This is a genomic window from Curtobacterium sp. MWU13-2055 (assembly GCF_023242305.1).
Classification (GTDB): domain Bacteria; phylum Actinomycetota; class Actinomycetes; order Actinomycetales; family Microbacteriaceae; genus Curtobacterium.
On the sequence record NZ_JALLIO010000002.1, the window covers coordinates 76,309 to 102,495 of the forward strand.

Here is a 26,187-nt window from a genome sequence, read left to right on the forward strand (position 1 = left end):
GTGTTGACATCGCGTGAGAACTGCGTACCCTCGTCAAGTCAGCAATTGTTTACATCACCCGAGACACGGAGCACGATGACCGACACCATGCAGAGCCCCCGCACCGGCTCGCACCCCACCACCGACGGACACCGGCCGAACAGCACGGCGATCATCGTCTACCTGTCCCTCGGCGGTCTGTCGTTCGCGGTCCTGCAGTCGCTCGTCGCCCCGGCGCTGTCGACCATCGGACAGGACCTCGGCGCCTCAACGAGCGCGACGAGCTGGGTGCTCACCGCCTACCTGCTCTCCGCGTCGGTGCTCACGCCGATCCTCGGCCGCCTCGGCGACATGATCGGCAAGCGCAAGGTCCTGATCGTCGTGCTGTCGATCCTGCTCGTCGGTGCCGTGCTCGCCGCGCTGGCACCGAACCTCGGCGTCCTCATCGTCGGCCGTGCGCTGCAGGGCGCCGCCGGCGCGGTGATGCCGCTGTCGATCGGCATCGTCCGCGACGAGCTGCCGAAGGAGAAGGTCAGCGTCACGATCGGTCTGCTCTCCGCGATCTTCGGCATCGGCGCCGGCGTCGGCATCGTCGCCGCCGGACCGATCGTCGAGCACCTGTCGTGGCACTGGCTGTTCTGGCTGCCCGCCGTGCTCGTCGTCATCGCCCTGCTCGGCGCGATCTTCGGCATGCCAGAGTCGCCGGTCCGCAAGCCCGGCCGCCTCGACATGGTCGGCACGTTCGTCCTCGCCGTCTCGCTCGTCTCGATCCTGCTGGCCGTCAGCGAGGGCGAGACCTGGGGCTGGGGTGACGGCAAGACCATCGGCCTGCTGGTCCTCGGCGCCGTGGCACTGGTCGCGTTCGTCCTGGTCGAGCTCCGCGTCGCCGAACCGCTCATCGACGTCCGCCTGTTCGCCGTCCGCGGCGTCTGGACGGCCCACGTCGTCGCGCTCGTCTTCGGCTTCGCGATGTTCGGCACCTTCGTGCTCGTGCCGACCCTGCTGCAGCTGCCGAGCGCACTCGGCTACGGCTTCGGCAAGGACGTCACCCAGGCCGGCCTCTTCCTGCTGCCGACCGTCCTGATGATGATCGTCGCCGGGCCGATCGCCGGCATCCTCGTCCGCAAGGTCGGTCCGAAGCCGCCCATGCTGCTCGGCGGGATCGCCATCGTTGCCGCGTTCCTGCTGCCCGCGATCGCGCACGGCGAGCTCTGGCAGGTCGTCGTCTCCGGCGTCCTGACCGGCATCGGCATCGGCCTGGCCCTCGCCGCGTGCTCGAACGCCATCATCGAGAGCGTCCCCGCGAACCAGACCGGCGAGGCCATCAGCGCCAACACCGTCGTCCGTACGATCGGCTCGAGCGTCGGCACCGCGGTCATCGCGGCGCTCATCACCTCGCACAGCACCCCGCAGGGTCTGCCGACGGACGACGCCTTCACCATCGGGTTCTGGGCGTGCACCGGCGTGGCGGTCCTCGCCGTGCTCGCCGCGCTCGCGGCCCCGTCGATGCGCGCGCGCCGCGCAGCGGCGGCGGCCCGTGGCATCGACGACCTCGAGGAGATCGCCGAGTAGGGCCCTCGGCCCGACCACCCCGGGAGGCCCGTCCTGCGTCGTCGACGCGGGGCGGGCCTCCCGGCGGTCGCGCCCACCGCCACCGGCGGCTCCGCAAGCTGGGAGGCGACCGAACAGGCCGCCGCCGACGTGACGATCATCGGACCGGACGCGTCACAGCAGGTGGACGCGATCACCGCGCCCGGACAGGAGACCCATGAGCACCACGGACCACGACGACACCACGACCAGCAGCAAGCCGTCCTTCCGCGACACCGTCACCGCCGGCCTGGTGCAGAAGGCGCTGGAGCCCGTGCTGCGCGCCGTCCGTGACGAGGTGGCCTCGGCTCGGCGGGAGATCAGCGAACGGGCGAACGGCGCGAAGACCGGGCTGGTGCTCACCGGCGCCGCGGTGGCCTTCGCACTGACCACGCTCGTGCTGCTGGCCGGCCTCGTGGTGGCGCTCCTGGCCCTGGCACTGCCGATCTGGGCCGCGACGGGGATCACGTTCGTGGTGTTCGCCGTCGTCACCGCCGTCCTGTTCGTCGTCGGACTCCGAGGCATCCGACGGGGCGTGCCGCCGGTGCCGAAGGACACCTTCCGCGCAGCGAAGGACCGTGTCACGCACACGGGCGACTCGTCGGCCACGACCGACTGACCCCGACGGCGCTCGAGCGCTACATCGCGAGGGTCATGCCGACGACGGCGACCGTCATCGCGAAGACCTCGCCGCTGCGAACGGCCCGGCGGTCCTCCTGCGCCCACTCGTACCGCAGGAGCCACCCGCTGAACGCGCAGTAGCCGATCACGCCGGCACCGAGCACCGCGGACAACGCGATGCCGTGCCCCGCGTGCCCGTCGGCGAAGCCGGTCGCGTGGCCCATCAGGAGCATGCCGGCCATCACGACCGCCGACAGCGCGCGGTGCACGTCCATCGGCTCGGCGCGGCGGCCGTCGGCACGGCGTCGGCGCATCACCGGCAGCGGTGCGAGCAACAGCAGGAGCGTCGCCGCGAAGAGCGTCCACACCGCACCGGCGTGCACGACGGGCATGAGCATCGCGACGAGCATCACCGCGGCCGGCACGATCACGCCGGGACGCGGTCGGTAGCGGTCCCCGACGATGCAGCACACCGACGCGAACTGCGGCACGACGAGCATGGCGTCGGCGACGGTCTCGTGCACGGCGGGTCCTCAGCTGCGGCGGCGCGGTGCCGGGCGGGTCAGTCCTCGGCGCGGGCAGCGGCCTTGGCGGCGCGCTCCTGCTTCACACGGGCGTTCTCGACGTGCACGGCGGCCTGCGTCTCGCGCTCGCGGACGAGCCACTCGGGCTTCTGCTCGAGCAGCGTCTTGATCTCCGCCGTGGTGAGCGCGTCGTCGATCCCCGCACGGGTCAGCCCGGAGATCGAGATGCCGAGCTTCTGCGCCACGACCGGTCGCGGGTGCGGGCCGTCGCGTCGGAGGTCCTCGAGCCACGTCGGGGGTTCGGTCCGGAGCTCGTCGAAGGCGGTCCGTGTGACGGGAGCGCCCTGGAAGGACTCCGGAGCGGCCGCCAGCAAGATGCCGAGCTTCTTCGCAGCCGTTTCGGGCTTCATGGTCTGTTCCTGCGCCATGCCCCCTAGAGTACGGCCCCTATGCTCGTCTGCATGACCGCGGCACTCACCATCGCATTCGTGCCCGGGGTCTCCCCGGCCAAGTGGGCCCGTGTCTGGCGGGATCGACACCCCTCGATCGAACTGCGACTGCGGCCGATCGGGTCCGACGACGTCGACGACACGCTCGACGGCGAGGTCGACATGGTCTTCGCACGCATGCCCGTCTCCGACCAGCACAACGCCATCCCGCTCTGGACCGAGACCGCCGTGGTCGCGATGCCGAAGGACTCCCCCCTCGCCGACCTGGCCGAGGTGGACCTCGCCGACGCCGAGGTGCACGTCGTCGACGCCGGTCCGGTGCCGGCCGACATCGCCGCCGCGCTCGACCTGGTCGAGGCGAACGTCGGCGTGGTCGTGCTCCCCCAGTCGCTCTTCCGCGCGGCGAGCCGCAAGGACCTCGTCGCGCGCCCGCTCTTCGGCGCCCCCGGCACGCAGATCGCGCTGGTCTGGCGTGACGAGGACGCCACCGAGACCACCGAGGAGTTCATCGGCGTGGTGCGCGGACGCACCGCCAACAGTTCGCGGAACCAGCCGACCGGCACCGATCGCGACGTCGAAGAGGCCCTGCGAGCGACGCAAGCTGGCTCGAAGGCCGGCGGCGGATCAGGCAAGGGCGGATCGGGCAAGGGCGGAGCGGGTGCCGGAAGCGCCGGCGGCAAGGCGAAGGCGAAGTCGCCCGGCAGCGGCAAGTCCGGCAGCGGCAAGAAGTCCAACACCGGCAAGGGCCCCACCCCCGGACGCGGGAAGATGCGCGGCAAGCCGAGCCGGGGTTCGAAGGGCAACCGATGACGGACACGCGCCTGCAGGAGATGCCGGCCACGCGCCTCCCGGCCTGGCTCGACCGGACCATGGCCGAGTACGTGGCGTCGCGGATGCAGGCGGGTGAGACCCGCGAACAGGCCGAGGCGAACAAGCAGAAGTCGCTCGACCAGTGGTTCCCGGGCGGGGCCCCGGCCGACGGACACCTGGTGTGGGACGTCCTCGACCAGGACGGTACGGCCGTCGGGTACCTCTGGATCGGCCCGTTCGCGCCGGGCGGGACCGACTGGTGGGTGTTCGACGTCGAGATCGACGAACCGCACCGTCGTCGCGGGCACGCCCGACGTGCGCTCGAGCTCGGCCAGCGGGCTGCAGCGGAGCACGGCGCGACGAGCATCGGGCTCAACGTGTTCGGCTACAACACCGGCGCGCAGGACCTGTACGCCTCGCTCGGGTACGAGGTCACGGCGACGCAGATGCAGAAGCCGCTGGTCTGAGGGTTCTGCCGCTGGAATCTGCCGCTTCGTCGCGGCGCTGTGTCGTCGCGGCGCTGTGTCGTCACGGCAGGACGGCAGCCGCTGCGCGGGTGACGCGGTCCCCGCGAGCTGCCTCAGCCGCAGCCCGTGCGCGGGCGACCACGACGGCGTCGGCGCGCTCCGCGGAGCCCGCGTCGAACGGCGGCTGCGGGTCGTACTCGATCTGCAGCTGGATCGCCTCGGCCGCTGCCCGCCCCGCGAGCTCGGCCGCCAGCCACAGCGCCATGTCGATGCCCGCACTGACGCCGGCCGCCGTGACGACCGCGCCGTCGTCGACGATCCGCTCGTCGACCGGTTGCGCCCCGAACGCCTCGAGCATCGGCTTCGACGCCCAGTGGGTCGTCGCACGCTTGCCGGCGAGGAGTCCCGCGGCACCGAGGACGAACGCACCCGTGCAGACCGAGGTCACCCAGGTGGCGCGCTCGGCCTCGCGCCGGACGAACCCGATGAGCTCGGGGTCGAGCATCGCGTCGAAGGCGCCGTCACCGCCGGGGACCACGAGGACGTCCGCCGGACCCGCCTCGGCGATGGTCGTCGTCGGGACCAGCGCGAACCCGCAGTCGGTCGGCACCGGGTCGAGCGTCGCCGCCACGTACTCGACGCGTGCGCCGGGCACCCGGGAGAGCACCTGCGCCGGACCGGTGAAGTCGAGCTGCGTCAGGTCCGGGAAGAGCAGGAAGGCGATCCGGACCTCGGCGGGGTCGTGGCCAGGCTCCGGCTCCGTCGCCGCGTCCCCGGCCGTGTCCGGCGTGGGGGCCGGCACGTCGACGGGCACGTCGACGACGTCGGCGTCGACCGGGTGGACAGGACGCACGCGCGGGTTGGGCTGGTCGGTGCTCATGCCGCGACCCTAGCCCGGTGCCCTCGCCGGCGGTGGGGTCGGCGTCCTGGTCAGTTCCAGACGCCCGAGGTCCCGCGCCGGTGGCTGCCGAGCAGATGCGTGTCGACGATGCCGAGCGCCTCCATCAGGGCGTGCATCGTGGTCGGACCGACGAACGCGAAGCCGCGCTTCCGCAGTGCCTTCGAGAGTGCGACGGACTCGTCGGAGGTCGTCGGGACCTGGGCGTACGACTCCGGTTCGGGCGTCGTCGTCGGACGGAACGACCAGACGAAGTCGGACAGCCCGCCGTCCTGCCGCAGGGCGACCGTCGCGTTCGCGTTGGTGATGGTCGCGAGGATCTTCGCCCGGTTCCGGACGATGCCGGCGTCGGCCATCAGCCGAGCGACGTCGTCCTCGCCGAAGCCCGCGACGGTGTCGGGGTCGAAGTCCGCGAACGCCGCACGGAACGCCGGACGCTTCGCCAGGATCGTGCGCCACGACAAGCCGGACTGGAACGCCTCGAGTGACAGCCGCTCGAAGACGCCGCGCTCGCCCCGCACGGGCATGCCCCACTCGGTGTCGTAGTAGTCGCGGAGCAGCTCGTCCGTCGATGCCCACACCGGTCGGGCGAGTCCGTCGTCGCCGATCACCAGGTCGGAGTGGGGCGCGGGCTCGGTGGCTGCGGGCTCGGTGGCTGCGGGCTCGGTGGCTGCGGGCTCGGTGGCTGCGGGCTCGGTGCTCATCGCACCATCCTGGCGTGCGCCGCCGACACCGTCGTTGCCGGCCGTGTGGTCACTCGGCCGGCGGGCCGTCCTGGGCGGCCTGCGGGTCCATCCACACGTACTCCCACCGGTGGCCGTCCGGGTCGGTGAAGCTCCGCTGGAACATGAAGCCGAGGTCCATCGGCGCGCGGTCCTCGCTCCCGCCGGCCGCGACGGCGGCGTCGACGATGCGGTGCACCTCGTCCTTCGACCCGGCGGTGAGCGAGTTGATGACCTCGACGGTGCCGGCGTCGGCGATCGTCTTCTCGGTGAAGTCGGCGAACTTCGCGTGGGTGAGCGCCATGACGTAGATCGTGTCGCTGATGACGATGCACGCAGCGGTGTCGTCGCTGAACATCGGGTTGATCGAGTAGCCGAGGGCTTCGTAGAACGCCTTCGAACGGTCGAGGTCGGTGACGGGCAGGTTGATGAAGACCATCGTGTCCATGGGGATGTTCCTTTCGTCACGCTCAACCTGGCCCGTGGCGCGGCGATGCGCAACCGTTCCGTCGGGGTACGGACTGATACGCAATATGCTGGACCGATGCGGGCGTACGTCGACGAATCGGAGCCGGGCGGCGGACGCGACCACACGACGTACGTCATGGCGGCCGTGGTCATCACGGCATCCGCCTGCGAAACCGCACGTGTGGACGTGCGGGCAGCGACACCGAGGCGGATGCGGAAGCTGCACTGGTACGAAGCCCTCCCCGGTCAGCGGCTCTCGTGGCTCGACCTCCTCCGACGGGCTGTCGAGATCGTCGTCGTCCGCTACGAGGGAGCCGCTGCGCGCGCCGAACGGCGACGACGCCGGTGCTTGGAGCGACTCGTCTGGGAGCTCGAGGTGCGGGGCGTCACACTCCTCGTCCTCGAATCGCGAGGGAGGGCACGAGATGACGGCGACCGGTCGATGTTCGATGCCCTTCGACGACGAGGAGTCGGCGTTCCGGTGCGACACGAGCACGTCCGCGGGGTCGATGAACCACTGGTCGCACTGGCTGATCTTGCTTGCGGTGCGCACGTGGCGGGCCTCGACGACGAGCTCGACAGCACCCTTGTCCGCGTGGGGTGAACGACCCTGGACAGCGCAAAACCCCGGTCCCGCGCTGGCTGCAGGATTCTCCGGGGCTCACTTTCGACCGAGCAGCACGCGGTCGACATATCAATTTTACGAGTCCAGCGCGGGCCACGTCAAGTGATCCAGGACACCGACTCGGAACGACGAAGCCGCTGTCGAGCGACAGCGGCTTCGTCGTTCCGAGTCGGCTCAGTGGCGCGCGCCCGAGGTCAGGCGGACGCGCGGCCCTCGCCGGCAGCCTTCTGGTCGGCCTCGGCCTCGGCCTGGCCGATGATGTCCTCGGCCGGCACCGGGTTCAGGCGGTCCCAGAGGAAGAACAGCAGGCCGCCGACGAGCATCGACAGTCCGACCCACAGGTTGATGTGGATGCCGCCGGTCTTCTCGGGGTCGGTGTCCCAGTGGACGATGCCGACGATCGTCACGATGACGCCGTAGAGCACGAACAGGCCGCCGAGGATGCGGCGCAGGTCGAGACGACGGGTCGAACGGACGAGGGCGGCCTTCTGCTCCTCGGTCAGCGCGCCGGGGGTGGTGGTGTCACTCATGGTCGGTGATCTCCTTCGCGGATCAGAGGAACGGCAGGTACAGGACGACGCACAGGATCAGTGCGACGGTGCCGAGCAGTGCGGGCGAGCGGTACCAGGCGGTGTCGGTCGCGACGGAGTCGCCGTGCAGGTCGATCTTGCCGATGCCGTAGACCAGACCGCCGAGCTCCTTCTCGTCCTTGGGCGTGGTGAACATCGAGACGATGAACCCGACGATCAGGACGGTCACGAACGAGATGATCGCGCCGTACAGGGTCTCGGCGGTCGCCGTGGCGAACAGGTCCGGGTTCACGAGGTACGCGATCCAGGTGATCGTCGGCGTGACGATGCCGAGCACGTAGCCCCAGAGCGCACCCTGCGTGGTCATCCGCTTCCAGAGCAGACCGAGGATGAAGACGGCGAACAGCGGCGCGTTGAAGAACGAGAACAGCGTCTGCATGTACGTCATGATGTTCGACGCCTGGGCCGCGATGAACGCGGTCGCGATGCCCACCAGGACGCCGACGACGGTGACCCAGCGACCGGTCTTCAGGTAGTGGATGTCCGGCATGTTCGGCTTGATGTAGCGCTGCCAGATGTCGTACGTGAAGACGGTGTTGAACGACGAGACGTTGGCCGCCATGCCGGCCATGAACGACGCGAGCAGGCCGGTCACCGCGACGCCGAGGACACCGGTCGGCAGGTACATCTGGATGAGCTTCGGGATCGCGTCGTTGTAGGTGAGCGAGCCGTCGGCGAACTGGTTGCCGACGACCGCCGCGGCGATGAGACCGGGGATCACGACGATGGCCGGGATGAACAGCTTCGGGATCGTGGCGATGAGCGGCGTGCGGCGTGCTGCGGACATGTTCTTCGCCGAGAACGCGCGTTGCACCTCGGTGAAGTTGGTGGTCCAGTAGCCGAAGCCGAGGACGAAGCCCAGGCCGAGCACGATCGCGAGCCAGTTGGCGCCGATCGGGTTGGTCACGTCACCGAAGCCGGTGCCGGCCCACGCCTGCAGGTGCTGCACGCCCTGGGTCTCCACGATGGCAGACGACAGTCCGTCCCAGCCGCCGACGCGGTGCAGACCGACGATCGTCAGCGGGATGAGCCCGGCGATGATCACGAAGAACTGCATGACCTCGTTGTAGATCGCGCTGGAGAGCCCGCCGAGGGTGATGTAGACGAGCACGAAGCCGGCGGACACGACGATGGCCAGCCACTCCGGCCAGCCGAGCATCGCCTCGATGACGATGGCCATGGCGTAGAGGTTGATGCCCGCGATGAGCACGTTCGACACCGCGAACGCGATCGAGTTCACGAGGTGCGGGGCCTTGCCGAAGCGGCGGAGCATGAACTCCGGCACCGACCGGACCTTGGAGCCGTAGTAGAAGGGCATCATCACGAGCCCGAGGAACACCATGGCCGGCACCGCGCCGACCAGGTAGTAGTGCAGGGTCGCCATGCCGATCTGGGCACCGTTGGCGGCCATGCCGAGGATCTCGGTCGCACCGAGGTTCGCGGACACGAAGGCCAGGCCCGTGATCCACGCCGGCATCGAGCGCCCGGACAGGAAGAAGTCCATGCTCGTCCGGACCTGTTTGCGGGCGGTGAACCCGATCCCGATGACGACCGCGAAGTACACGATGACCATCAGGTAGTCGACCCAGCCCAAGTCGAGCCGGATCCCTTCGTTCGCTGCAGCGAGAACCATTCAACATCTCCACGTCAGTGTGTTGCAGTCGACAACTCCGCCGACCCGGACGGAGACGTTACACCGAATTGTGACCGTTCACATAGCCGAGGTATGTGTCTGCCCGGCGGTACCCCGTGGCCCGCGATCGCTAGGCTCGCCCCATGACCGACCAGGCGCGCATCCTCGTCCTCAACGGACCGAACCTCGACATCCTCGGGCGGCGCGACCCGGAGCAGTACGGCACCGTGACGCTCGCCGAGCTCGAGGCGATCGTGCACACCGAGGCGGCCGTGCACGAACTGGACGCGGACTTCCGCCAGACGAACCGCGAGGGCGAACTGGTCGAGTGGCTGCACGAGGCCCTCGACGACTTCGCCGCCGTGGTGATCAACCCCGCGGCCTACGCACACACCTCGGTCGCGCTGCACGACGCGGTCGAGGCGCTGTCCGTCCCGGTCGTCGAGGTGCACCTGTCGAACACGTGGAAGCGCGAGCCCTTCCGGCACGTCGACCACGTCGCCACCGCCGCGACCGCGGTCATCGCCGGCGCGGGCGCCGACGGCTACCGCCTGGCGGTCGCGCACGTCGCGTCCCTCATCGCCTGACACCCGTCACGCCGCACGGGCGTCTCTCGCCCCGCCGAGGTTCCGAGATCTCGGAACCTCGGCGCCGCTGCCGCCTCGGAGTGGAACCTCGGTGTCACGCGGACGGCAAGTCGTGGAACCTGGCGGTCGCGCACGTCACGCAGGTCACGCGCGCACGTCGCGCCCGACACGCGCGCAAAAGGCGGACGGGAGGCCCGTGGCGGGGCCGCCGCGGGCCTCCCGTCCGCCTCGTTGGAACGTTCCCAACGCGGGCTGGACGCGCTAGGTTCACATGTATGGACAAAGTGCGCATCGGACTCGTCGGCTACGGCATCGGAGGGCGGGCATTCCACCGCCCGTTCCTGCTGGACGCGGCAGGCATCGACCTCGTCGGCGTCGTCGCCCGCTCGGCCGCGAAGCGCGAGCAGCTCGCGACCGACCTGCCCGGCGTCACTGTGTACGACTCCCTCGGTGACCTGATCGCCGCGGGCGTCGACGCCGTCGTCGTCACCACTCCCCCGTCCACCCGGCGCGAACTCGTCCTGCAGGCGATCGCCGCCGGGGTCGCCGTCGTCGCGGACAAGCCGTTCGCCCCGGACCCGGCCACCGCGCGCGAGATCCGGCAGGCCGCGGCCGACGCCGGCGTCGTGATCACGCCCTTCCACAACCGCCGCTGGGACACCGACCTCACCACCCTCCGGAGCGTGCTGGACGCCGGACGGGTCGGGACGCCACTGCGCTTCTGGTCCCGCTTCGACATGGTCGAGCGGCACGGCATCGCGACCGGCATCGGCGGCGGTGTGCTCTCCGACATCGGATCGCACCTGGTCGACCAGGCCGTGTCGTTGTTCGGACCGATCGCCCGGGTGTCCTGCACGCTCGACGTCCGCGATGCCCGCTCGCTCGGCCGCGACCAGGACGGCCCGATCGACGCCGGCTTCACGCTCGCAGCGACGCACGTGTCCGGCGTCGAGTCCGTCCTGACGTCGAACAAGGCCGGTTGGCTGGGTGCACGGCAGCTCCGCCTCGACGGTGTCGACGGGACGTACGAGGCCACGAGCACCGACGTGCAGGCACAGGCAGCCGTGGCGGGGGCGTCACCTGCCGACGACCGGTCGACCTGGGGAGTCGAGCCCTCGTCCGGGACCCTCACGACGGAGTCCGGCACGGTCGACGTCCCGTCGGCGCAGAGCTCCTACACGGACTACTACGAGCGGTTCGCGCAGGCCGTCCGCGGGCTCGGTCCGGTGCCGGTGCCCGTCGACGACGCGGTGCACGTGGTCGAGGTGCTCGACGCGGCGCGCCGGTCGGCGGCGTCGGGCGAGACGGTCACCGTCCCCGCTCCGTAGCGCGTTCTTTCCCACGACGTCTGCGATGCGAGGTCGATTCGGGCGTACCTGGTGAGAACTTCAGACCAGGTACGCCCGAATCGGCCAGGAACGCGCGGGAGAGCGGCGGCCCCGCGTCAGAAGTCCGCGGGGCGCCGCACGTCGGCCAGGCCGGCCGTGGCGAAGCCCCCGCGGATGATCGGGATCGCCCGGCGCACGGCCTGGTCGATGCGGAGTTCCAGGTCGACGTTGCCGATGTCGTAGCCGCCTTCGCGCTTGGTGAAGTCGCGCTCGTTGCCGAACACCCCGATCGGCAGCGTCGTCGACTGGAAGAAGCCGAACAGCGGGCGCATCTGGTGCTCGACGAGCAGGGCGTGACGGTCGCTGCCGCCCGTCGCGGTCAGCAGGACCGGGGTGTCGACGAGGTCGTACTGCCCGATCCAGTCGAAGAACAGCTTGAACGCGCCGGAGTAGGCGGCGCGGAACGCCGGGCTGCCGACGACGAGCACGTCGGCGGCCTCGACGGTCTCGAGTGCCGCCCGGGTGCGCTCGGACATCGCCTCGCGCGAGGACGCGGCACCGAGGTCGGCCAGGAGCGGGCCGATCTCGATGGTCTCGGTGCGGGCACCCTCGATCTCCTGCCCGAGGCGCGCCACCGTGGCCGCGACCAGGGTGGACGTCCTCGAGGGGTCCGAAGGGCTACCGCTGACGCCGACGACCAGTTCTCCACTCATGCGGTCGATGCTCACACGCCTGCCACCGGGGCGGTCCGCGTGTGACGACATGTGTCGGGTGCCAGGCCCCCCGGGTACCGTCCCGCGGCATGCAGACGTTCTTGCCGTACGCCGACTTCCGGGCCTCTGCCGAGGTCCTCGACGACCGGCGTCTCGGCAAGCAGCGCGTGGAGACCCTGCAGGTGATGCGCGCGCTGACGCTGCCGGGGTACGGCTGGCAGCACCACCCGGTCACCGCGATGTGGCGCGGCTACCGTCCGGCGCTGATGGCGTACCAGGAGGCGACGTGCCGCGTCTGGGTCGACCGCGGGCACGTGGACACCTGCCTGGAGAAGACGCTGCTGGACCTCGGGCGGGTCCCGGAGGACCTGGCGGCGTACGAGCGCGGCGACGTCCCGATCCCGCCGTGGAACGACGACGAGGCCCTGCACGCGTCACACCGCTCGAAGTTGGTGCAGAAGGCGCCGGAGCACTACCGCGCACTGTTCCTGGACGCGCCCGACGACCTCGACTACGTCTGGCCGGGCGCGCCGCACGCCCCGGACGGCACGGCCGCAGCCGTCACGCCACCGGGATCCACCGCGCACCGTCGCGGCGCGTGACGACGTCGGAGCGGATCTCGACCACGTCGCGGAGGCCGTGCACGGCCCGGTCGCGCACGACCGCTGCCGTGGCGTCGTCGTCGGACTCGAACCGGACGACCGCGCACGGCACACCGCGCAGCAGGCGGACGTCCTGCGCCTCGACCACGGCGTGCTCGGCGACCAGCCGGGCCGCAGCGGGCAGGACGGCGTCGGGCGCGGTGCCGGCGGCGAGCGCGCCGATCGCCAGGGTCACACGGTACGAGGGCATGCCCCGACGGTAGCGGGAGCGGGAGACACCGGGAGCCCGCCGTGGGCTGCAGGGGAACTGACGTCGTTCAGGGGGTCGACGTCGGCCCACGGCGGGTCGCGGTGTGTGGCGGGACGCGACGACAGGGGGAACGTCGCGCCCCGCTCCGGATGTCGATCAGGGGTATCGGCATCCGGTCTGGGGCACCGGCCGGATCACGGGAGGAGCCGGGCGGTGTCGGACCTCAAGGGTGTTCGGTGTCCTCTCGGTACCGGTCCGTCTCGATCGGTGCGGGCATCGATCGTCGAGCGGCGGCGGGTCGGATCATGGGGAGCAGGGCGCTCCCGACGGTCGCGAGGGCTCCGACGGCGGCGATCAGCCCGAGGGGGGCGGTGCCGAGGTCGTGCTGCGCAGCCAGGGCGAGCGCGACGAGGGTCGCCGGTGCGGGCAGGAGCTGCACCGCTCGGAAGCGGTCGTCCCGTCGTGTCCGGGTCAACATCACGTTTGCCATGTGGACACTCTGGCGCAGATTCCGTGTCCGCATAAGGGGGGACACGACCCCACTCATGGAGTAGAACGTCTAGTACACCCTGCGTTCGACACGTCAGCCGAGTGCACGGACGGTGGCCACGGCGTCCGCGACGGCTCCGACGACGACCGGGACGTCCTCGGCGCCGAGGGAACCGTCGAAGGTGAGTCGGAGCGCGGTGCGGGCGACCTCGTCCGGGATCCCGAGCGCGGTGAGCACGTGCGACGCCTCGGTGCTGCCCGCCGCGCAGGCACTGCCCGACGAGGACACGACGTCGCGCTGTTCCAGCTCGAGCAGCACGGTCTCGCCGTTGACCCCGGGGAAGCAGAACGACGCGTGCCCGGGCAGCCGGTGCTCGCGCGACCCGGTCACGAACGCGCCGGGGACGGCGGCGAGCACCCCGTCGAGCACGGCGTCACGGACGGTCGTCGCGGCGGCGGCAGCAGCAGAACCACCAGAGGCAGCAGCACCGCCGGCGGCAGCAGCACCACCGGCGGCAGCAGCACCGCCGGAGGCCACCAGCCCGAGCGCCGTCGCGACCGCCACCGCGCCGGCGACGTCCTCGGTGCCGGAGCGTCGGCCCCGCTCCTGTCCCCCGCCGTGCAGCAACGGTTCGACGGGCACCCCCGACCGGACCGCGAGCACGCCGGTCCCCTTCGGCGCCCCGATCTTGTGCCCGGACAGCGACAGTGCGTCGACGCCCAGGACGTCGAGCCCGACCGGCAGCCACGGCGCGGACTGCACGGCGTCGGTGTGGAAGCGCGCGCCGACCGCGTGGGCCTCGGCGGCGAGCGCCGGGACGTCCTGCACGGTGCCGATCTCGTTGTCGGCGTGCGCGATCGACACGAGGGTCGTGTCCGGCCGGAGCGCCGCACGCAGCACCGACGGGTCGACCAGGCCGTCCGACGCGACCGGCAGCACCGTGACGTCGAAGCCGTGGAAGCGTGCCAGGTACGCGCAGCTCTCGAGCACGGCCTCGTGCTCGATCGCACTGGTGACGACGTGGCGTCCGCGTGGGGCGGCGAGCGCGATCCCCTTGACCGCGGTGTTCGCACCCTCGGTCCCACCCGTGGTGAAGACGACCTCGGCCGGTCGACAGCCGAGCACGCCGGCGACCGTGGCCCGTGCAGCGGCGAGCCCGCGCGCGGCCTCGTCACCGACACCGTGCGTCGACGACGGGTTGCCGAACACGCCGGTCAGGTACGGCCACATCGCCTCGAGGACCTCGCGGCGGACGGGGGTCGTGGCCGCCCGGTCCAGGTAGAACACGGTCAGTCCCCGGCCGCCACCGCGATGTCGAGCCCGAGGTCGAGCGCCCGGGCCGAGTGGGTGAGCGCCCCGACCGAGATGACGTCGACCCCGGTCGCGGCGATGGCCGCGACGGTGTCGAGTGACACCCCGCCCGACGCCTCGACGAGCGCGCGACCCGCGACGATGCCGACACCCGTCTCGAGCTCGGCCGGCGTGAAGTTGTCGAGCATGATCGTGTCGACGCCCGCCGCGACGACGGGCTCGATCTGGTCGATGCGGTCCACCTCGACCTCGACGTGCACGGTGTGCCCGAGCCGCTGCCGCGCTGCGGTGATCGCGTCACCGATGCCGATGCCGCCGGCGAGCAGCACGGCCAGGTGGTTGTCCTTGGCCAGCACGGCGTCGGACAGCGACGTGCGGTGGTTGTGCCCGCCGCCGCAGCGCACGGCGTACCGCTCGAGCGCACGGAGCCCTGGCGTGGTCTTCCGGGTGTCGACGATGCGCGCCGAGGTGCCCGCTGCGGCCGCGACGTGGGCCGCGGTGGCGGTGGCGATTCCCGACATGCGCTGCACCAGGTTCAGCGCGACCCGCTCGGCGCGGAGCACCGAACGCGCCGACCCCGTCACGGTGGCGAGAGTGTCGCCGGCGGTGAACGCGGACCCCTCGTCGGCGTGCAGGCTCGCCCGGATCGACGGGTCGACCGCGTGCATGACCGCCACGAAGACGGTCCCGCCGCTCAGTACTCCGGGCTCACGGGCCGCGAGCGTCGCCGTCGCGGTCGCGTCGGCCGGGATGAGCGTCTCGCTGGTGACGTCGCCCCAGGGCGCGTCCTCTTCCAGCGCGGTCTCGATGACGCGGCGGAGGGCGTGCGGCGGGATGGTGCCGGGGTCGATGGTCATGCGGGAACCTCCTGCGGAACGGCGATGTGTCGAGTGACCGTCTCGGCGACCCAGGCGTACGAGGCCGGGGCTGCTGGATCGGTGTCGGGGTGGTCGGTGCGGGCGTGGGCACCGCGGGACTCGGTGCGGGTCTCGGCGGCGAGCGCCACCAGCCGTGCCAGGTCGAGCAGTGCGCGGTCCTCGTGCTCGCGCACGCCGCCGGTGGCGGGCGCGGTGAGCGCGTCGAGGTCGCGCCGGGCGCTCGCCAGTCCGGTCGCGTCACGCAGCAGCCCGACGCGGTCGGTCATGACGGCCTGGACCGCCTGCCGGACGGCACCGACGTCGTCGAGGTGGGTCGCGCCTCCAGGCAGGGTCTGACGGGAGGCGCGGATCACGTCCGCCGCTCGGGGAACGCTGGTCACGCGCAGGTCTGCGTTCCCCCGCAGGCGGAGCAGGCCGGGCCGGGTTCCGGCGACCGCGTCCGCTGCGCGGACCGCGAAGACGAGCCCCTCGAGCAGGGAGTTCGAGGCCAGTCGGTTCGCGCCGTGGACCCCGGTGCACGCGGCCTCGCCGATCGCGAGCAACCCCGGGAGGCTGGTGCGCCCCTCGGCGTCGGTGGCGATGCCGCCCATCGAGTAGTGGGCCGCCGGGGACACCGGCACACCCTGTCGGGTCCAGTCGAAACCGGCCGCACGGGTGGCCCGGGTGAGTCCGGGGAAGCGTCCGGTCAGGAAGTCCGCGCCGAGTCCGGTGGCGTCGAGGAGCACCGGTGCGCCGCCCTGGTCGCGGACGGCGGCGGCGATGCCGCGGGCGACGACGTCGCGTGGAGCGAGCTCGGCGTCCGGGTGCACCGCCGTCATGAAGCGGCGTCCGCGCGCGTCGCGGAGGACGGCTCCTTCGCCGCGGACGGCCTCGGACACGAGCCCGCCGTCCGGCACCGCGAGGCGGGTCGGGTGGAACTGGACGAACTCCAGGTCGGCGACCACCGCTCCGGCACGCCACGCGGCGGGCACGCCGTCCCCCGTCGCCACGAGCGGGTTGGTGGTCTCGCGGTACAGGTGTCCCGCTCCCCCGGAGGCGATCACGACGGCGTCGGCGTCGATCCGTCGGGGTTCGCCGAGCAGGTCGAGGACGTCGATGCCGACGACGGTGCCGTCGCGCACGACCAGGTCGGTGAGGCAGGTGCGCTCGAGGATCGTGACGTGCTGGCGGTGCAGCGCGTCGATGAGCGTACGCTCGATCGCCGCGCCGGTCGCGTCGCCGTCGGCGTGCACCACGCGCCAGCGTCCGTGCGCGGCTTCGCGCCCGCGGGCCAGGTCGTCGCCGTACCGGTCGAGTGCCGACGGGTCGGTCGAGCGGTCGAACGGCACACCGAGGGCGAGCAGGTCGCGGACCCGGGCCGGCCCGTCGGTGCAGAGGACCTCGACGGCGCGCGCGTCCGCGCTGCCGGCTGCCGCGACGTGGGTGTCGGCCTGGTGCAGTGCCGGCGAGTCGTCGGCTCCGAGCGCCACCGCGACCCCGCCCTGGGCGTACGCGGTGGCACTGTCGGCGAGCGCGCCCTTCGTCACCAGCGTGACGTCGTGGACGGCGCTGGCACGGATCGCTGCGGTCAGTCCGGCGATGCCGGAGCCGACGATGACGACGTGCACGGTGGTCTCCCTCGGTCGTTCGGGTTCGGGCTCGGGCTCGCGCTTGGGTTCAGCCGCGGGGCTCGGGGCTCAGCCGCGGGGCTTGGCCGCGAGCATGCGCTCGAGCGCGACCTTGGCGTCGGCCTGGACCTCGGCGGGCACGACGATCTCGTTGAGCACCTCGCCGCGCACGAGGGCCTCGAGCACCCAGGCGAGGTAGCCCGGGTGGATCCGGTACATCGTCGAGCACGGGCAGACGACCGGGTCGAGGCAGAAGATCGTGTGCTGCGGGTACTCGGCGGCGAGCCGGTTCACCATGTTGATCTCGGTGCCGATCGCGAACGTCGTCGGTTCGGTGGCCGCGGCGACGGTCTTCCGGATCAGGTCGGTGCTGCCGGCGTGGTCGGCGGCGTCGACGACGGCCATCGGGCACTCGGGGTGCACGATGACCTGGACGCCGGGGTGCTCGCGGCGGGCCCGGTCGATCTGGTCGACCGTGAAGCGGCGGTGCACCGAGCAGAAGCCGTGCCAGAGGATGACCTTCGCCGCTTCGAGGTCGCTCGTCTCGTTGCCGCCCAGGGGCTTCCGGGGGTTCCACATCGGCATCAGGTCGGTGCTGATCCCCATGGCCTTGGCGGTGTTGCGACCGAGGTGCTGGTCGGGGAAGAACAGCACGCGCTGCCCGCGCTCGAACGCCCACTCGAGCACCGTCGCGGCGTTCGAGCTGGTGCAGACGATGCCGCCGTTGCGCCCGCAGAACGCCTTGAGGTCGGCAGCGGAGTTCATGTAGGTGACGGGGATGACGGGCACCCGGCCGTCGGCGTCGGGCTCCGTGCCGTAGACGGCGGTCAGCTCGGCCCAGGCGGCCTCGACGCTGTCGATGTCGGCCATGTCCGCCATCGAGCAGCCGGCCGCGAGGTTCGGCAGGATGACGCGCTGGTCGTCGCGGGCCAGGATGTCGGCGGTCTCGGCCATGAAGTGGACGCCGCAGAACACGATGGCCTCGGCGTCGGGCTTCGTCAGCGCCGCGTTGGCGAGCTGGAACGAGTCGCCGAGGAAGTCCGCGTGCCGGACGACCTCGTCGCGCTGGTAGAAGTGCCCGAGGACGACGACCCGGTCGCCGAGCGTCGCCTTCGCCCGCTCGATGCGCTCGTGCAGCTCGTCGGTCGGCGCGGTCTTGTACTCGTCCGGCAGCACGCCCTGCCGCGGTGCGCTCGTCGGGATGACGTCGGTCATCGACGAGCCCGGGCCGTACCCGGGCCGGGAGTCGAAGTCCCACGTGGGCATGGCGAGGTCGGGCGTGCAGGTGCTGCCGCCGGCCTTGCCGTTCGAGATGAGGTCGATGGTCGTCGCGATGGACACGGTGGTTCCTATCGGTTCTGCGGTCGTGTGCCCTGCTGCAGCGGGCCGTTGTCCGCGTAGGCCAGGTCGGGGTTCGAGCGGTACAGCCGGGCCGGACGGTGCCGACCCCCGCTCGTGGTCTCGTCGGTCGGCAGGATCGCGTCGGTCTTCTCGACCTGCCGACGGAAGTTCGCGGGGTCGAGCGCGCGCCCGAGCACCGCCTCGTACACCCCGCGCAGCTCGGCGAGGGTGAACCGGTCCCCCAGGAAGGCCTGGGCGATGCGGGAGTACGACATCTTGGTGCGGAGCCGCCAGAGCGCGTACTCCACGATCCGGTCGTGGTCGAAGGCGAGCGGCGGGTGCTCGTCGGCGAGGAACCAGCGGACGTTCCAGTCGTCCGGCACGACGTTCGCCTCGTCCGGGTGCACGAGCGCCCAGTACACGATCGACACCACCCGGCTCGGTGAGCGGCCGACGTCGCCGAACGCGTAGAGCTGTTCGAGGTAGCGGGGCTGCACGTTCGTCGTCTCGCGCAGTCGGGCCGCGGCGGAGTCCTCGAGTCCCTCGTCGACGCCGACCCAACCGCCGGGCAATGCCCACGACCCCTCGAACGGTTCGGCCACCCGGCGCACCAGCGGCATCCACAGCGCCGGCGCCCCGGTGTCGGGGTGCGGGCGCAGCGCGACGATCACGGTCGAGACCGCGACGCGGATGCCTGCTTCGTCCATGGTGGACCTTAATGTCATTCTGACTCGAAGTGTTCGGGTTGCGATGACCCTATCACCGCTTCGCGGTGTGTTGCGCCCGCAGGCGGCTCCGGGTCGTCACGAACCGGAAACAGATCGTCACGAGGCCGAAAACTCCGGGAGGCCCCGCGTGGATACGGTGAGGATCATGACGACGGTGACGAGGATGCATGCCGTGGTGTCGGGGACCGTCCAGGGGGTCGGGTTCCGGTACTGGACGGCACGGAAGGCCGACGGGCTCGACCTCGTCGGGTACGCCAGGAACCTCTGGGACGGCACCGTCGAGGTCGAGGCCGAGGGGCCGTCGGTCGCGGTCGAGACGCTGATGGAGTGCCTGCGGAGCGGGCCACCGTCCGCCACCGTGACGGACGTCGAGTTCCGGCCGGTCGTGCCGCACGGCGACGCCGACGGGTTCGCGATCCTGCACTGACCCGGTCGCACCGACCGTTCACGTGCGGATGTCGGTGCGGAGCGGAATAATCGAATCCACTCAGGCGGTTGCCCTGTCTGCGCGTTCTGCGCCACCTCGTTCCACCAGTCGTGATCCACCAGGAGCTCCCGCATGACCCAGGCCGTCGATTCCGCCCCCCGCACGGGAAGCGTCTCGCAACCGACCGCTGCCGAGACCCGTCTCGTGATCGGGCTGCTGCTCGTCTCCGCGTTCGTCGTCATCCTCAACGAGACGATCATGGGCGTGGCGCTGCCGCGGCTCATGGACGACCTCGACATCAGTGCGGCGACCGGGCAGTGGCTGACCACGGGCTTCCTGCTCACCATGGCGGTCGTCATCCCGATCACCGGGTTCCTGCTGCAGCGGTTCAACACCCGCCCCGTCTTCGTCTGGGCGATGGGCCTGTTCTCGGCCGGCACCCTGATCGCCCTGCTCGCACCCGGGTTCACGCTGCTGCTCGTCGGCCGCATCGTCCAGGCCAGCGGCACCGCGATCATGATGCCGCTCCTGATGACGACGGTGCTCACCCTCGTCGACCCGGCCCACCGCGGCCGCATCATGGGCAACATCTCGATCGTCATCTCGGTCGCGCCGGCCATCGGCCCGACGATCTCCGGGCTCATCCTCAACGCGTTCTCGTGGCGCTGGCTGTTCGGCTTCGTCCTGCCGATCGCGATCGCCGCGCTCATCCTCGGCATGGTGAAGGTCCGCAACGTCTCGACGCCCCGCCGGGCACCGCTCGACGTCGTCTCGGTGATCCTGTCCGCGTTCGCGTTCGGTGGGATCGTCTACGGCCTGTCCAGCATCGGCGAGGCCGGCACCACCGGCCTGTTCGTCCCGGTCACCGCGCTCGTCGTCGGTGCCGTCGCCCTGACGGTCTTCATCCTCCGTCAGACCCGACTGCAGCGCACCGACAGCGCCCTGCTCGACCTGCGCACCTTCCAGACCCGCGGCTTCACCGTCCCGATCGTCGCGATGGCGCTGAGCTTCATGGCGATGTTCGGCACGCTCATCCTGCTGCCGATCTACCTGGAGCGCGTCCTCGGGCTCGAGGTCCTGAACGTCGGACTGCTGCTGCTCCCCGGCGGGCTGCTCATGGGGCTCCTCTCCCCCATCGTCGGACGCATCTACGACCGTCGCGGACCGCGCGTGCTGCTCATCCCCGGCTCGATCATCGTCAGCGCGGTGCTCTGGGCGCTCTCCACGGTCGGCGTGGACACCAGCGTGTGGTTCGTCCTCGGGGCGCACGTCGTGCTGAGCATCGGCCTGGCACTCACGTTCACCCCGCTGTTCACGGCGGCGCTCGGTGGCCTGCCCCCGAAGCTCTACTCGCACGGCAGCGCGGTCCTCGGCACGGCGCAGCAGCTCGCCGGAGCCGCCGGCACCGCCCTGTTCGTCACCCTGCTCACGATCGGCGCCGCCACGGCAGCGACCGGCGCGGGTGCGGACGCCGTGGCCGCTGCGACCGCCTCCGGTGTGAAGACCGCGTTCATGGTCGGCGCGGTGATCTCGCTGTTCGGCATCCTGGCATCGGTCTTCGTCACCCGTCCGGCGGTGCCCGAGGGCGCGCCGACGCCCCCGCCCGCGCACTGACAGCAGTGCCGCCCACGGGTCCACGTGACATCGTGGGCGGCATGCGGTCGACGGCGAGCGAACTGAACTGGTCCGGCACGGTCACCTACACGGCCGAGCAGGTGCTCCGACCGGGCTCGATCGACGAAGCAGCCGAGGTCGTCGCACGCTCCCCGCGGGTGCACGGGCTCGGCACCCGGCACTCGTTCAACGACTCCGCCGACGCCCCTGGCGTCCTGCTCGACCTGACCGCGATCCCCACCGACCTGGTCGTCGACCCCGAGCGGCGGACGGCGACCCTCGGAGCCGGCACCCGCTACGGCGTCGTCGCTCCCGACCTCGACCGCGCCGGGTTCGCGCTGCACAACATGGGCTCGCTCCCGCACATCTCCGTCGGCGGCGCGGTCGCCACCGGCACCCACGGCTCCGGCACCACCCTCGGCTCGCTGACCACCGCGGTCCGGTCCCTCGAACTGCTCGGCCCCGACGGTTCGCTCCGGACCGTCGACCGCACCGACCCGGCGTTCCCCGGCACCGCCCTGCACCTCGGGCTGTTCGGCATCGTGACCCGGGTCACGCTCGACCTCGAACCCACGTACCGGATGCGGCAGGACTCGTACGGGCCGTTCCCGTGGAGCACGTTCACCGACCACGTCGTCGCAGTCCACGCCGCCGGGTACTCGGTGTGCGCCTACACGGTCTTCGGCGACGAGATCAGCGAGGCGCTCGTGAAGTCCCGGGTCCCCGACGGCGCCGACGACACCGCCGTGCCGGACGACCTGTTCGGCGCTCCCCGGCTGCCCGGCTCCCCCGGCGACGGCCACCACACGGCCCGCGACGGGTCGGTGGGCCCCTGGTGGGACCGGCTGCCGCACTTCCCCATCGAGTCCGTGCCGAGCCACGGGTCCGAGGTGCAGAGCGAGCACTTCGTCCCGCTCCGGCACGCGGCGGCGGCGCTCGACGCCCTGCGCGGGCTGGCCGACCGCATCCAGCCGCACCTGCACGTGTGCGAGCTCCGGACGATGGCGGCCGACGACCTCTGGCTGAGCCCGACCCAGGGCGAGGACGTGCTCTGCATCGCGTTCACCTGGCAGAAGCACCCGGAGGCGGTCGCTGCGCTGCTGCCCGACCTCGAGGCGCGGCTCGCTCCGTTCGACGGGCGACCGCACTGGGGCAAGATGAGCTCGCTCGACGGCGACGCGATCGCGGAGCTGTACCCGAGGGTGGCGGACGTCCGTGAGCTGATCGCACGAGCCGACCCGGACCGGACGTTCGCATCCGCGTTCGGCGAGCGGGTGCTGCGGGCCTGACCCGCGCCTCCAGTCCGACGCCCCTGCGCCCCGCGCACCCGCGCACCTGCGCCCCGGAACCAGGTTCCGGACACAGCACCACGCGATCGCGCAGTTCCGTGTCCGGAACCTGGTTCCGCAGGCCCTTGCCGACCGTGCCGCCCCTTCCGTCCGGGAGGCCCGGTGCCGGTCCGCAGCGTGCGTCAGCGCAAGCGGGTGACCACCCTCGCACCCCCGTCCCAGTGCCGGAGACCGCCCACCGTGAGCACCTCGGGCAGGGGCGCGTCCGCAGCGAGGACCCGGAGCGCCGCCGGCAGGTCGACGTCGCGGATCCGCCGAGCGAGGGTGACGTGCGGCGCCCACCGACCGGGCAGCGACGGGTCGACCGAGCCCGGAGCGGCGGCATCGACCGCGCGGTGGAAACGGGCCAGTGGCTCGTCGACGACCACGCCGAGGCCGAGCACGTGGCGACCGGGGCCGGCGGGGAAGAGCAGGACGCCGGCGACGCGCAGGGTCTCGGGCACCGCGACGTCGAGGTCCGTCGGGACGGGAACGGCCTCGCCGGCCACGAGGGTGACGTGTGGGTCGTTCGTCCCCGAGTGGCCGAGGCTCGGCAGCTCCGCGGCGACGAGGGTCTGCCAGAGTGCACGGACCGCCGCGTCCGAGGGGCCGTCGAGGACGAGTTCGATGCTGCGCACGTACCGAGTGAACCAACGCACCCCGTGACGGCGATGTAACACGGCGGAACGGAACTCGCACCGGGGACCCGCTCCCGTCACACTCGACTCCACGCCGCGGACCACCGCGGCTCCCCCGCACAGCACGGCCCACGAGGAGCACCAGCATGTCCGCAGCCCCCGCACTGCCCGAGAAGCCGAAGGGCAAGCGCCCGATCGGCTGGATCGTCGCCGCCGTCATCGTCGTCGTGGCGATCGTCGTCGCCGTCATCGTCGGAGTCGTGCGCTCCGGTGGCGACAGCGGTGGCGCTGCCGCCGGTGACGCTGCGCCGAAGACCGTCACGATCGGTGTCTCGGACAAGTCGCTGCCCTACTGGAACACGTACGTGAAGGCCGCCAAGGAGCAGCTCAACGTCACCGTGAAGCTCCAGAACTTCTCGGACTACTCGCTGCCGAACCCTGCGCTCAAGGACAAGCAGATCGACATCAACCAGTTCCAGCACATCCAGTACCTGGCGAACTACAACGTCACCTCGGACGACGACCTGCAGCCGATCGGCGCGACGGCCGTCTACCCGCTGCCGCTGTACTCGACGAAGGTCTCCGACGTCGCGGACTTCGAGGACGGTGCGAAGGTCGCGATCCCGAACGACGCCATCAACGAGGCCCGTGCGCTCCTGGTCCTGCAGGCCGCTGACCTGCTCGAGCTCAAGGACGGCGGCAACGCCTTCTCGACCACGGCCGACATCACCTCGCACAAGGTCGACGTGCAGACGCTCGACGCCTCGCAGACCGCGAACGCCCTGCAGCAGGGTTCCGTCGAGGGCGCGATCGTCAACGTGAACTACGCCACCTCGGCCGGGCTCGACACCAAGGACGCGATCTTCCAGGACGACCCGAAGAGCGCCTCGGCTGCCCCGTACGTGAACGTCTTCGCCGTCCGCGACGCCGACAAGACCAACAAGACGTACCTCGACCTGGCGAAGCTGTTCCAGGACGAGGCCGTGCAGAAGGTCTTCGCGAAGGACTACCCGGACGCCGTCCCGAGCGACGAGAGCGCCGCCTCGCTGCAGAAGGAGCTCACCACGGTCGAGTCCGACGCGAAGGCGGCAGCAGAGTAGTGCCGGTCCTCGTCGAACTCCGCGGCGTCTCGAAGCACTACCGCCGCGCCGACACCGGCGAGACCGTGGTGGCCGTCGAGGACGTCTCCCTGGACGTGCACCAGGGAGAGGTCCTCGGCGTCATCGGGTACTCCGGTGCCGGCAAGTCCACCCTGGTCCGTCTGGTGAACGCCCTCGAGCTCCCCAGCTCCGGGACCGTCACCGTGGCGGGCAAGGAACTGACGGCGATCCCCGAGCGGGATCGCCGTCTGGCGCGTCGCAACATCGGGATGATCTTCCAGCAGTTCAACCTGTTCCGGTCCCGCACCATCGCCGGCAACGTCGCGTACCCGCTCAAGGTCGCTGGTGTGCCGAAGGAGGAGCGGGACCGTCGCGTGGCCGAGCTGCTCGACTTCGTCGGGCTCCTCGAGCGCGCCCACGCCTACCCGGAGCAGCTGTCCGGCGGTCAGAAGCAGCGCGTCGGCATCGCGCGGGCCCTCGCGGCGTCGCCCGACCTGCTGCTCGCCGACGAGGCCACCAGCGCCCTCGACCCGGAGACCACGTCCGAGGTGCTCGGGCTGCTCCGCCGGGTGAACAAGGAACTCGGCGTCACGATCATCGTCATCACGCACGAGATGGACGCCGTCCGGCAGATCGCCGACCGCGTCGCCGTGATGGAGCAGGGTCGCGTCGTCGAGGTCGGGGACGTCTACGACGTGTTCTCCGCGCCGAAGACGGGTGCTGCGCAGCGGTTCGTCCGCACCGCGCTGCACGACCGCCCCTCGGTCGACACGCTCGCTCGCCTGCGCGAACGCCACCCCGGTCGTCTGGTGACCGTGCAGATCACCGACGAGGCCGGGCTGCAGAACCGGATCGACGCGGTGTTCCGCTCCGCTGGGGTCACCGCTGAGCTCGTCTACGGCGGGGTCGGCGAGATCCGCGAGCGCCGGATCGGTTCGCTCACGTACGAGCTGACGGCCGGCGGGGTTGCCGACGCCGGTGCTGGTGCTGGTGCACCGGACGCCATCGACCGCGCCGTCGCCGCCCTGCGCGCCGACGGGGTCACGACCGACGAGGAGGCAGCAGCGTGAACAACTCGTTCCAGAGCGTGATCGACACGTTCGACGTCTTCCTCGCCGCCATGCGCGACACCATCGTCATGTCGCTCGTGTCGCTCGTCATCGCCGGCGTCATCGGGCTCGCCCTCGGGCTGCTGCTCTACGCGACCCGGCCGGGCAACCTGCTCGGCAACCGCACCGCGTACACGATCATCAACGTCGTCGTGAACCTGGTCCGGCCGATCCCGTTCGTGATCTTCCTCGCCGCGATCGCCCCGCTGTCGCGCGTCGTGGTGCAGACCACGATCGGCGTGCCCGCGGTGACCTTCGCGATCTCACTGGCAGCGGCCTTCGCCGTGTCGCGCATCGTCGAGCAGAACCTGCTCGCGGTCGACCCCGGCGTCGTCGAGGCAGCTCGAGCATCGGGTGCGCACCCGATCTCGATCCTGCTGACCGTCCTGATCCCCGAGGGCCTCGGGCCGCTCATCCTCGGCTACACGTTCATCTACATCGGCATCGTCGACATGACGGCGCAGGGTGCGTTGATCGGTGGCGGTGGACTCGGTGAGTACGCGATCACCTACGGATCGCAGCGGTACGACTGGTGGATCGTCTACGTGTCGGTGGCGGCGATCGTCGTCATCGTGCAGCTCGGCCAGTTCGTCGGCAACCGGCTGGCGCGCGCGACCCTGCGTCGCTGACGCGGGCGCGCCGCGCGCGGCGTGTGCTGCGACCTCGGCACGTGCCGTGGTCGTGACTGCCTGGAGGCCCGGTGCCGGTTCCTGGAACCGGCACCGGGCCTCCAGTGCGTTGCCGCGTTGCGGGCGCGCCC

General features: G+C 71.3%; 29 protein-coding genes and 1 tRNA gene. 14 read left to right on the forward strand and 16 right to left on the reverse strand.

Annotation, left to right across the window (positions count from 1 at the left end; genetic code table 11):
• Positions 1 to 75 precede the first annotated feature (75 nt).
• Together M4960_RS04990 and M4960_RS04995 are read left to right on the forward strand one after the other, a co-directional pair.
• Positions 76 to 1,551: an MFS transporter gene (locus M4960_RS04990; protein ID WP_248703625.1), complete on the forward strand. Its 1,476-nt coding sequence runs from the start codon at positions 76 to 78 to the stop codon at positions 1,549 to 1,551.
• A 196-nt stretch (positions 1,552 to 1,747) separates the two neighbouring features.
• Positions 1,748 to 2,188, forward strand: a complete 441-nt coding sequence (locus M4960_RS04995; RefSeq protein WP_248703626.1) for a phage holin family protein — start codon at positions 1,748 to 1,750, stop codon at positions 2,186 to 2,188.
• Between the two features lie 19 nt (positions 2,189 to 2,207).
• Here the strand turns inward: M4960_RS04995 and M4960_RS05000 are convergent, their stop codons facing one another.
• Positions 2,208 to 2,714 (reverse strand): hypothetical protein, encoded by a 507-nt coding sequence (locus M4960_RS05000; protein ID WP_248703627.1) that lies wholly within the window; start codon positions 2,712 to 2,714, stop codon positions 2,208 to 2,210.
• A 38-nt stretch (positions 2,715 to 2,752) separates the two neighbouring features.
• Complete coding sequence (locus tag M4960_RS05005; RefSeq protein ID WP_123292059.1) at positions 2,753 to 3,142, reverse strand: DUF5997 family protein; 390 nt, start codon at positions 3,140 to 3,142, stop codon at positions 2,753 to 2,755.
• A 33-nt stretch (positions 3,143 to 3,175) separates the two neighbouring features.
• Between M4960_RS05005 and M4960_RS05010 the strand changes: the two genes are divergently transcribed.
• Positions 3,176 to 3,973, forward strand: a complete 798-nt coding sequence (locus M4960_RS05010; protein ID WP_248703628.1) for a LysR family transcriptional regulator substrate-binding protein — start codon at positions 3,176 to 3,178, stop codon at positions 3,971 to 3,973.
• On the forward strand, positions 3,970 to 4,440 hold the full coding sequence (locus M4960_RS05015; protein ID WP_248703629.1) for a GNAT family N-acetyltransferase: 471 nt from the start codon (positions 3,970 to 3,972) through the stop codon (positions 4,438 to 4,440). The genes M4960_RS05010 and M4960_RS05015 overlap by 4 nt, the downstream gene beginning before the upstream one ends.
• A gap of 61 nt (positions 4,441 to 4,501) precedes the next feature.
• Here M4960_RS05015 and M4960_RS05020 read toward each other — a convergent pair whose 3' ends face one another.
• The 3 genes from M4960_RS05020 to M4960_RS05030 are packed head-to-tail and all read right to left on the reverse strand — an operon-like array spanning position 4,502 to position 6,508.
• Positions 4,502 to 5,320 (reverse strand): DJ-1/PfpI family protein, encoded by an 819-nt coding sequence (locus M4960_RS05020; RefSeq protein ID WP_123292056.1) that lies wholly within the window; start codon positions 5,318 to 5,320, stop codon positions 4,502 to 4,504.
• Between the two features lie 50 nt (positions 5,321 to 5,370).
• Positions 5,371 to 6,042, reverse strand: a complete 672-nt coding sequence (locus M4960_RS05025) for a DNA-3-methyladenine glycosylase I (protein WP_248703630.1) — start codon at positions 6,040 to 6,042, stop codon at positions 5,371 to 5,373.
• A 49-nt stretch (positions 6,043 to 6,091) separates the two neighbouring features.
• Positions 6,092 to 6,508 (reverse strand): VOC family protein, encoded by a 417-nt coding sequence (locus tag M4960_RS05030; protein ID WP_248703631.1) that lies wholly within the window; start codon positions 6,506 to 6,508, stop codon positions 6,092 to 6,094.
• Positions 6,509 to 6,604: 96 nt separating this feature from the next.
• Between M4960_RS05030 and M4960_RS05035 the strand changes: the two genes are divergently transcribed.
• Positions 6,605 to 7,132, forward strand: coding sequence for a hypothetical protein (locus M4960_RS05035; protein WP_248703632.1), 528 nt, complete (start codon positions 6,605 to 6,607; stop codon positions 7,130 to 7,132).
• A gap of 215 nt (positions 7,133 to 7,347) precedes the next feature.
• On the opposite strand, the gene M4960_RS05040 is transcribed toward M4960_RS05035, so the two are convergent.
• Both M4960_RS05040 and M4960_RS05045 read right to left on the reverse strand, forming a co-directional pair.
• Positions 7,348 to 7,683, reverse strand: coding sequence for a hypothetical protein (locus tag M4960_RS05040; RefSeq protein WP_111084327.1), 336 nt, complete (start codon positions 7,681 to 7,683; stop codon positions 7,348 to 7,350).
• 22 nt (positions 7,684 to 7,705) lie between these two features.
• The gene (locus M4960_RS05045) at positions 7,706 to 9,376 is read right to left on the reverse strand and encodes a sodium:solute symporter family protein (RefSeq protein WP_248703633.1); all 1,671 of its coding nucleotides are present in this window, start codon (positions 9,374 to 9,376) and stop codon (positions 7,706 to 7,708) included.
• A gap of 143 nt (positions 9,377 to 9,519) precedes the next feature.
• Here M4960_RS05045 and aroQ point away from each other — a divergent pair, with 143 nt between their 5' ends.
• Both aroQ and M4960_RS05055 read left to right on the forward strand, forming a co-directional pair.
• Entirely contained in the window at positions 9,520 to 9,963 is a 444-nt protein-coding gene (aroQ, locus tag M4960_RS05050) for a type II 3-dehydroquinate dehydratase (RefSeq protein WP_123313893.1), read from the forward strand.
• Between the two features lie 275 nt (positions 9,964 to 10,238).
• Positions 10,239 to 11,291, forward strand: a complete 1,053-nt coding sequence (locus M4960_RS05055; RefSeq protein WP_248703634.1) for a Gfo/Idh/MocA family protein — start codon at positions 10,239 to 10,241, stop codon at positions 11,289 to 11,291.
• A gap of 116 nt (positions 11,292 to 11,407) precedes the next feature.
• On the opposite strand, the gene M4960_RS05060 is transcribed toward M4960_RS05055, so the two are convergent.
• Complete coding sequence (locus M4960_RS05060) at positions 11,408 to 12,004, reverse strand: NAD(P)H-dependent oxidoreductase (protein ID WP_165901113.1); 597 nt, start codon at positions 12,002 to 12,004, stop codon at positions 11,408 to 11,410.
• An 89-nt stretch (positions 12,005 to 12,093) separates the two neighbouring features.
• Between M4960_RS05060 and M4960_RS05065 the strand changes: the two genes are divergently transcribed.
• A complete protein-coding gene (locus M4960_RS05065) occupies positions 12,094 to 12,606 on the forward strand; it encodes an MSMEG_6728 family protein (protein ID WP_248703635.1) in 513 nt (170 codons plus the stop codon).
• A 69-nt stretch (positions 12,607 to 12,675) separates the two neighbouring features.
• Here the strand turns inward: M4960_RS05065 and M4960_RS05070 are convergent.
• The 7 genes from M4960_RS05070 to M4960_RS05100 all read right to left on the reverse strand — a co-directional run bounded on the left by M4960_RS05070 (position 12,676) and on the right by M4960_RS05100 (position 19,190).
• A tRNA-Ser gene (locus M4960_RS05070) sits at positions 12,676 to 12,757 on the reverse strand.
• 322 nt (positions 12,758 to 13,079) lie between these two features.
• Positions 13,080 to 13,346, reverse strand: a complete 267-nt coding sequence (locus tag M4960_RS05075) for a hypothetical protein (RefSeq protein ID WP_123938580.1) — start codon at positions 13,344 to 13,346, stop codon at positions 13,080 to 13,082.
• A gap of 93 nt (positions 13,347 to 13,439) precedes the next feature.
• The gene (locus M4960_RS05080) at positions 13,440 to 14,633 is read right to left on the reverse strand and encodes a cysteine desulfurase family protein (protein WP_248703636.1); all 1,194 of its coding nucleotides are present in this window, start codon (positions 14,631 to 14,633) and stop codon (positions 13,440 to 13,442) included.
• A gap of 2 nt (positions 14,634 to 14,635) precedes the next feature.
• Positions 14,636 to 15,514, reverse strand: a complete 879-nt coding sequence (gene nadC / locus M4960_RS05085) for a carboxylating nicotinate-nucleotide diphosphorylase (RefSeq protein ID WP_173169291.1) — start codon at positions 15,512 to 15,514, stop codon at positions 14,636 to 14,638.
• Complete coding sequence (gene nadB / locus M4960_RS05090; protein WP_248703637.1) at positions 15,511 to 17,142, reverse strand: L-aspartate oxidase; 1,632 nt, start codon at positions 17,140 to 17,142, stop codon at positions 15,511 to 15,513. Before nadB ends, nadC begins: the two co-directional genes overlap by 4 nt.
• A gap of 69 nt (positions 17,143 to 17,211) precedes the next feature.
• Complete coding sequence (nadA, locus tag M4960_RS05095; protein WP_248703638.1) at positions 17,212 to 18,483, reverse strand: quinolinate synthase NadA; 1,272 nt, start codon at positions 18,481 to 18,483, stop codon at positions 17,212 to 17,214.
• Positions 18,484 to 18,491: 8 nt separating this feature from the next.
• Positions 18,492 to 19,190, reverse strand: a complete 699-nt coding sequence (locus tag M4960_RS05100) for an NUDIX domain-containing protein (protein ID WP_111084339.1) — start codon at positions 19,188 to 19,190, stop codon at positions 18,492 to 18,494.
• A 166-nt stretch (positions 19,191 to 19,356) separates the two neighbouring features.
• Here M4960_RS05100 and M4960_RS05105 point away from each other — a divergent pair, with 166 nt between their 5' ends.
• The 3 genes from M4960_RS05105 to M4960_RS05115 all read left to right on the forward strand — a co-directional run bounded on the left by M4960_RS05105 (position 19,357) and on the right by M4960_RS05115 (position 22,541).
• Positions 19,357 to 19,638 (forward strand): acylphosphatase, encoded by a 282-nt coding sequence (locus tag M4960_RS05105; RefSeq protein WP_228504877.1) that lies wholly within the window; start codon positions 19,357 to 19,359, stop codon positions 19,636 to 19,638.
• A 132-nt stretch (positions 19,639 to 19,770) separates the two neighbouring features.
• Positions 19,771 to 21,252 (forward strand): MDR family MFS transporter, encoded by a 1,482-nt coding sequence (locus tag M4960_RS05110; protein ID WP_131879367.1) that lies wholly within the window; start codon positions 19,771 to 19,773, stop codon positions 21,250 to 21,252.
• A 41-nt stretch (positions 21,253 to 21,293) separates the two neighbouring features.
• Positions 21,294 to 22,541, forward strand: coding sequence for an FAD-binding protein (locus M4960_RS05115; protein WP_248703639.1), 1,248 nt, complete (start codon positions 21,294 to 21,296; stop codon positions 22,539 to 22,541).
• Between the two features lie 182 nt (positions 22,542 to 22,723).
• Here M4960_RS05115 and M4960_RS05120 read toward each other — a convergent pair whose 3' ends face one another.
• Positions 22,724 to 23,218 (reverse strand): 2'-5' RNA ligase family protein, encoded by a 495-nt coding sequence (locus tag M4960_RS05120; protein ID WP_248703640.1) that lies wholly within the window; start codon positions 23,216 to 23,218, stop codon positions 22,724 to 22,726.
• 146 nt (positions 23,219 to 23,364) lie between these two features.
• Between M4960_RS05120 and M4960_RS05125 the strand changes: the two genes are divergently transcribed.
• The 3 genes from M4960_RS05125 to M4960_RS05135 are packed head-to-tail and all read left to right on the forward strand — an operon-like array spanning position 23,365 to position 26,056.
• Positions 23,365 to 24,318, forward strand: coding sequence for a MetQ/NlpA family ABC transporter substrate-binding protein (locus tag M4960_RS05125; protein WP_248703641.1), 954 nt, complete (start codon positions 23,365 to 23,367; stop codon positions 24,316 to 24,318).
• Positions 24,318 to 25,388: a methionine ABC transporter ATP-binding protein gene (locus M4960_RS05130; protein ID WP_173169286.1), complete on the forward strand. Its 1,071-nt coding sequence runs from the start codon at positions 24,318 to 24,320 to the stop codon at positions 25,386 to 25,388. Before M4960_RS05125 ends, M4960_RS05130 begins: the two co-directional genes overlap by 1 nt.
• A gap of 50 nt (positions 25,389 to 25,438) precedes the next feature.
• Positions 25,439 to 26,056, forward strand: coding sequence for a methionine ABC transporter permease (locus M4960_RS05135; RefSeq protein ID WP_111084480.1), 618 nt, complete (start codon positions 25,439 to 25,441; stop codon positions 26,054 to 26,056).
• Positions 26,057 to 26,187 lie beyond the last annotated feature (131 nt).

Bases quoted from the DNA above. Each gene is read 5' to 3' on its own strand.
- M4960_RS04990 (WP_248703625.1), top strand. From the start codon at position 76: ATGACCGACACCATGCAGAGCCCCCGCACCGGCTCGCACCCCACCACC.
- M4960_RS04995 (WP_248703626.1), top strand. From the start codon at position 1,748: ATGAGCACCACGGACCACGACGACACCACGACCAGCAGCAAGCCGTCC.
- M4960_RS05005 (WP_123292059.1), bottom strand. From the start codon at position 3,142: ATGGCGCAGGAACAGACCATGAAGCCCGAAACGGCTGCGAAGAAGCTC.
- M4960_RS05010 (WP_248703628.1), top strand. From the start codon at position 3,176: ATGACCGCGGCACTCACCATCGCATTCGTGCCCGGGGTCTCCCCGGCC.
- M4960_RS05015 (WP_248703629.1), top strand. From the start codon at position 3,970: ATGACGGACACGCGCCTGCAGGAGATGCCGGCCACGCGCCTCCCGGCC.
- M4960_RS05020 (WP_123292056.1), bottom strand. From the start codon at position 5,320: ATGAGCACCGACCAGCCCAACCCGCGCGTGCGTCCTGTCCACCCGGTC.
- M4960_RS05025 (WP_248703630.1), bottom strand. From the start codon at position 6,042: ATGAGCACCGAGCCCGCAGCCACCGAGCCCGCAGCCACCGAGCCCGCA.
- M4960_RS05030 (WP_248703631.1), bottom strand. From the start codon at position 6,508: ATGGACACGATGGTCTTCATCAACCTGCCCGTCACCGACCTCGACCGT.
- M4960_RS05035 (WP_248703632.1), top strand. From the start codon at position 6,605: ATGCGGGCGTACGTCGACGAATCGGAGCCGGGCGGCGGACGCGACCAC.
- M4960_RS05040 (WP_111084327.1), bottom strand. From the start codon at position 7,683: ATGAGTGACACCACCACCCCCGGCGCGCTGACCGAGGAGCAGAAGGCC.
- M4960_RS05045 (WP_248703633.1), bottom strand. From the start codon at position 9,376: ATGGTTCTCGCTGCAGCGAACGAAGGGATCCGGCTCGACTTGGGCTGG.
- aroQ (WP_123313893.1), top strand. From the start codon at position 9,520: ATGACCGACCAGGCGCGCATCCTCGTCCTCAACGGACCGAACCTCGAC.
- M4960_RS05055 (WP_248703634.1), top strand. From the start codon at position 10,239: ATGGACAAAGTGCGCATCGGACTCGTCGGCTACGGCATCGGAGGGCGG.
- M4960_RS05060 (WP_165901113.1), bottom strand. From the start codon at position 12,004: ATGAGTGGAGAACTGGTCGTCGGCGTCAGCGGTAGCCCTTCGGACCCC.
- M4960_RS05065 (WP_248703635.1), top strand. From the start codon at position 12,094: ATGCAGACGTTCTTGCCGTACGCCGACTTCCGGGCCTCTGCCGAGGTC.
- M4960_RS05075 (WP_123938580.1), bottom strand. From the start codon at position 13,346: ATGGCAAACGTGATGTTGACCCGGACACGACGGGACGACCGCTTCCGA.
- nadC (WP_173169291.1), bottom strand. From the start codon at position 15,514: ATGACCATCGACCCCGGCACCATCCCGCCGCACGCCCTCCGCCGCGTC.
- M4960_RS05100 (WP_111084339.1), bottom strand. From the start codon at position 19,190: ATGGACGAAGCAGGCATCCGCGTCGCGGTCTCGACCGTGATCGTCGCG.
- M4960_RS05105 (WP_228504877.1), top strand. From the start codon at position 19,357: ATGACGACGGTGACGAGGATGCATGCCGTGGTGTCGGGGACCGTCCAG.
- M4960_RS05110 (WP_131879367.1), top strand. From the start codon at position 19,771: ATGACCCAGGCCGTCGATTCCGCCCCCCGCACGGGAAGCGTCTCGCAA.
- M4960_RS05115 (WP_248703639.1), top strand. From the start codon at position 21,294: ATGCGGTCGACGGCGAGCGAACTGAACTGGTCCGGCACGGTCACCTAC.
- M4960_RS05125 (WP_248703641.1), top strand. From the start codon at position 23,365: ATGTCCGCAGCCCCCGCACTGCCCGAGAAGCCGAAGGGCAAGCGCCCG.
- M4960_RS05135 (WP_111084480.1), top strand. From the start codon at position 25,439: ATGCGCGACACCATCGTCATGTCGCTCGTGTCGCTCGTCATCGCCGGC.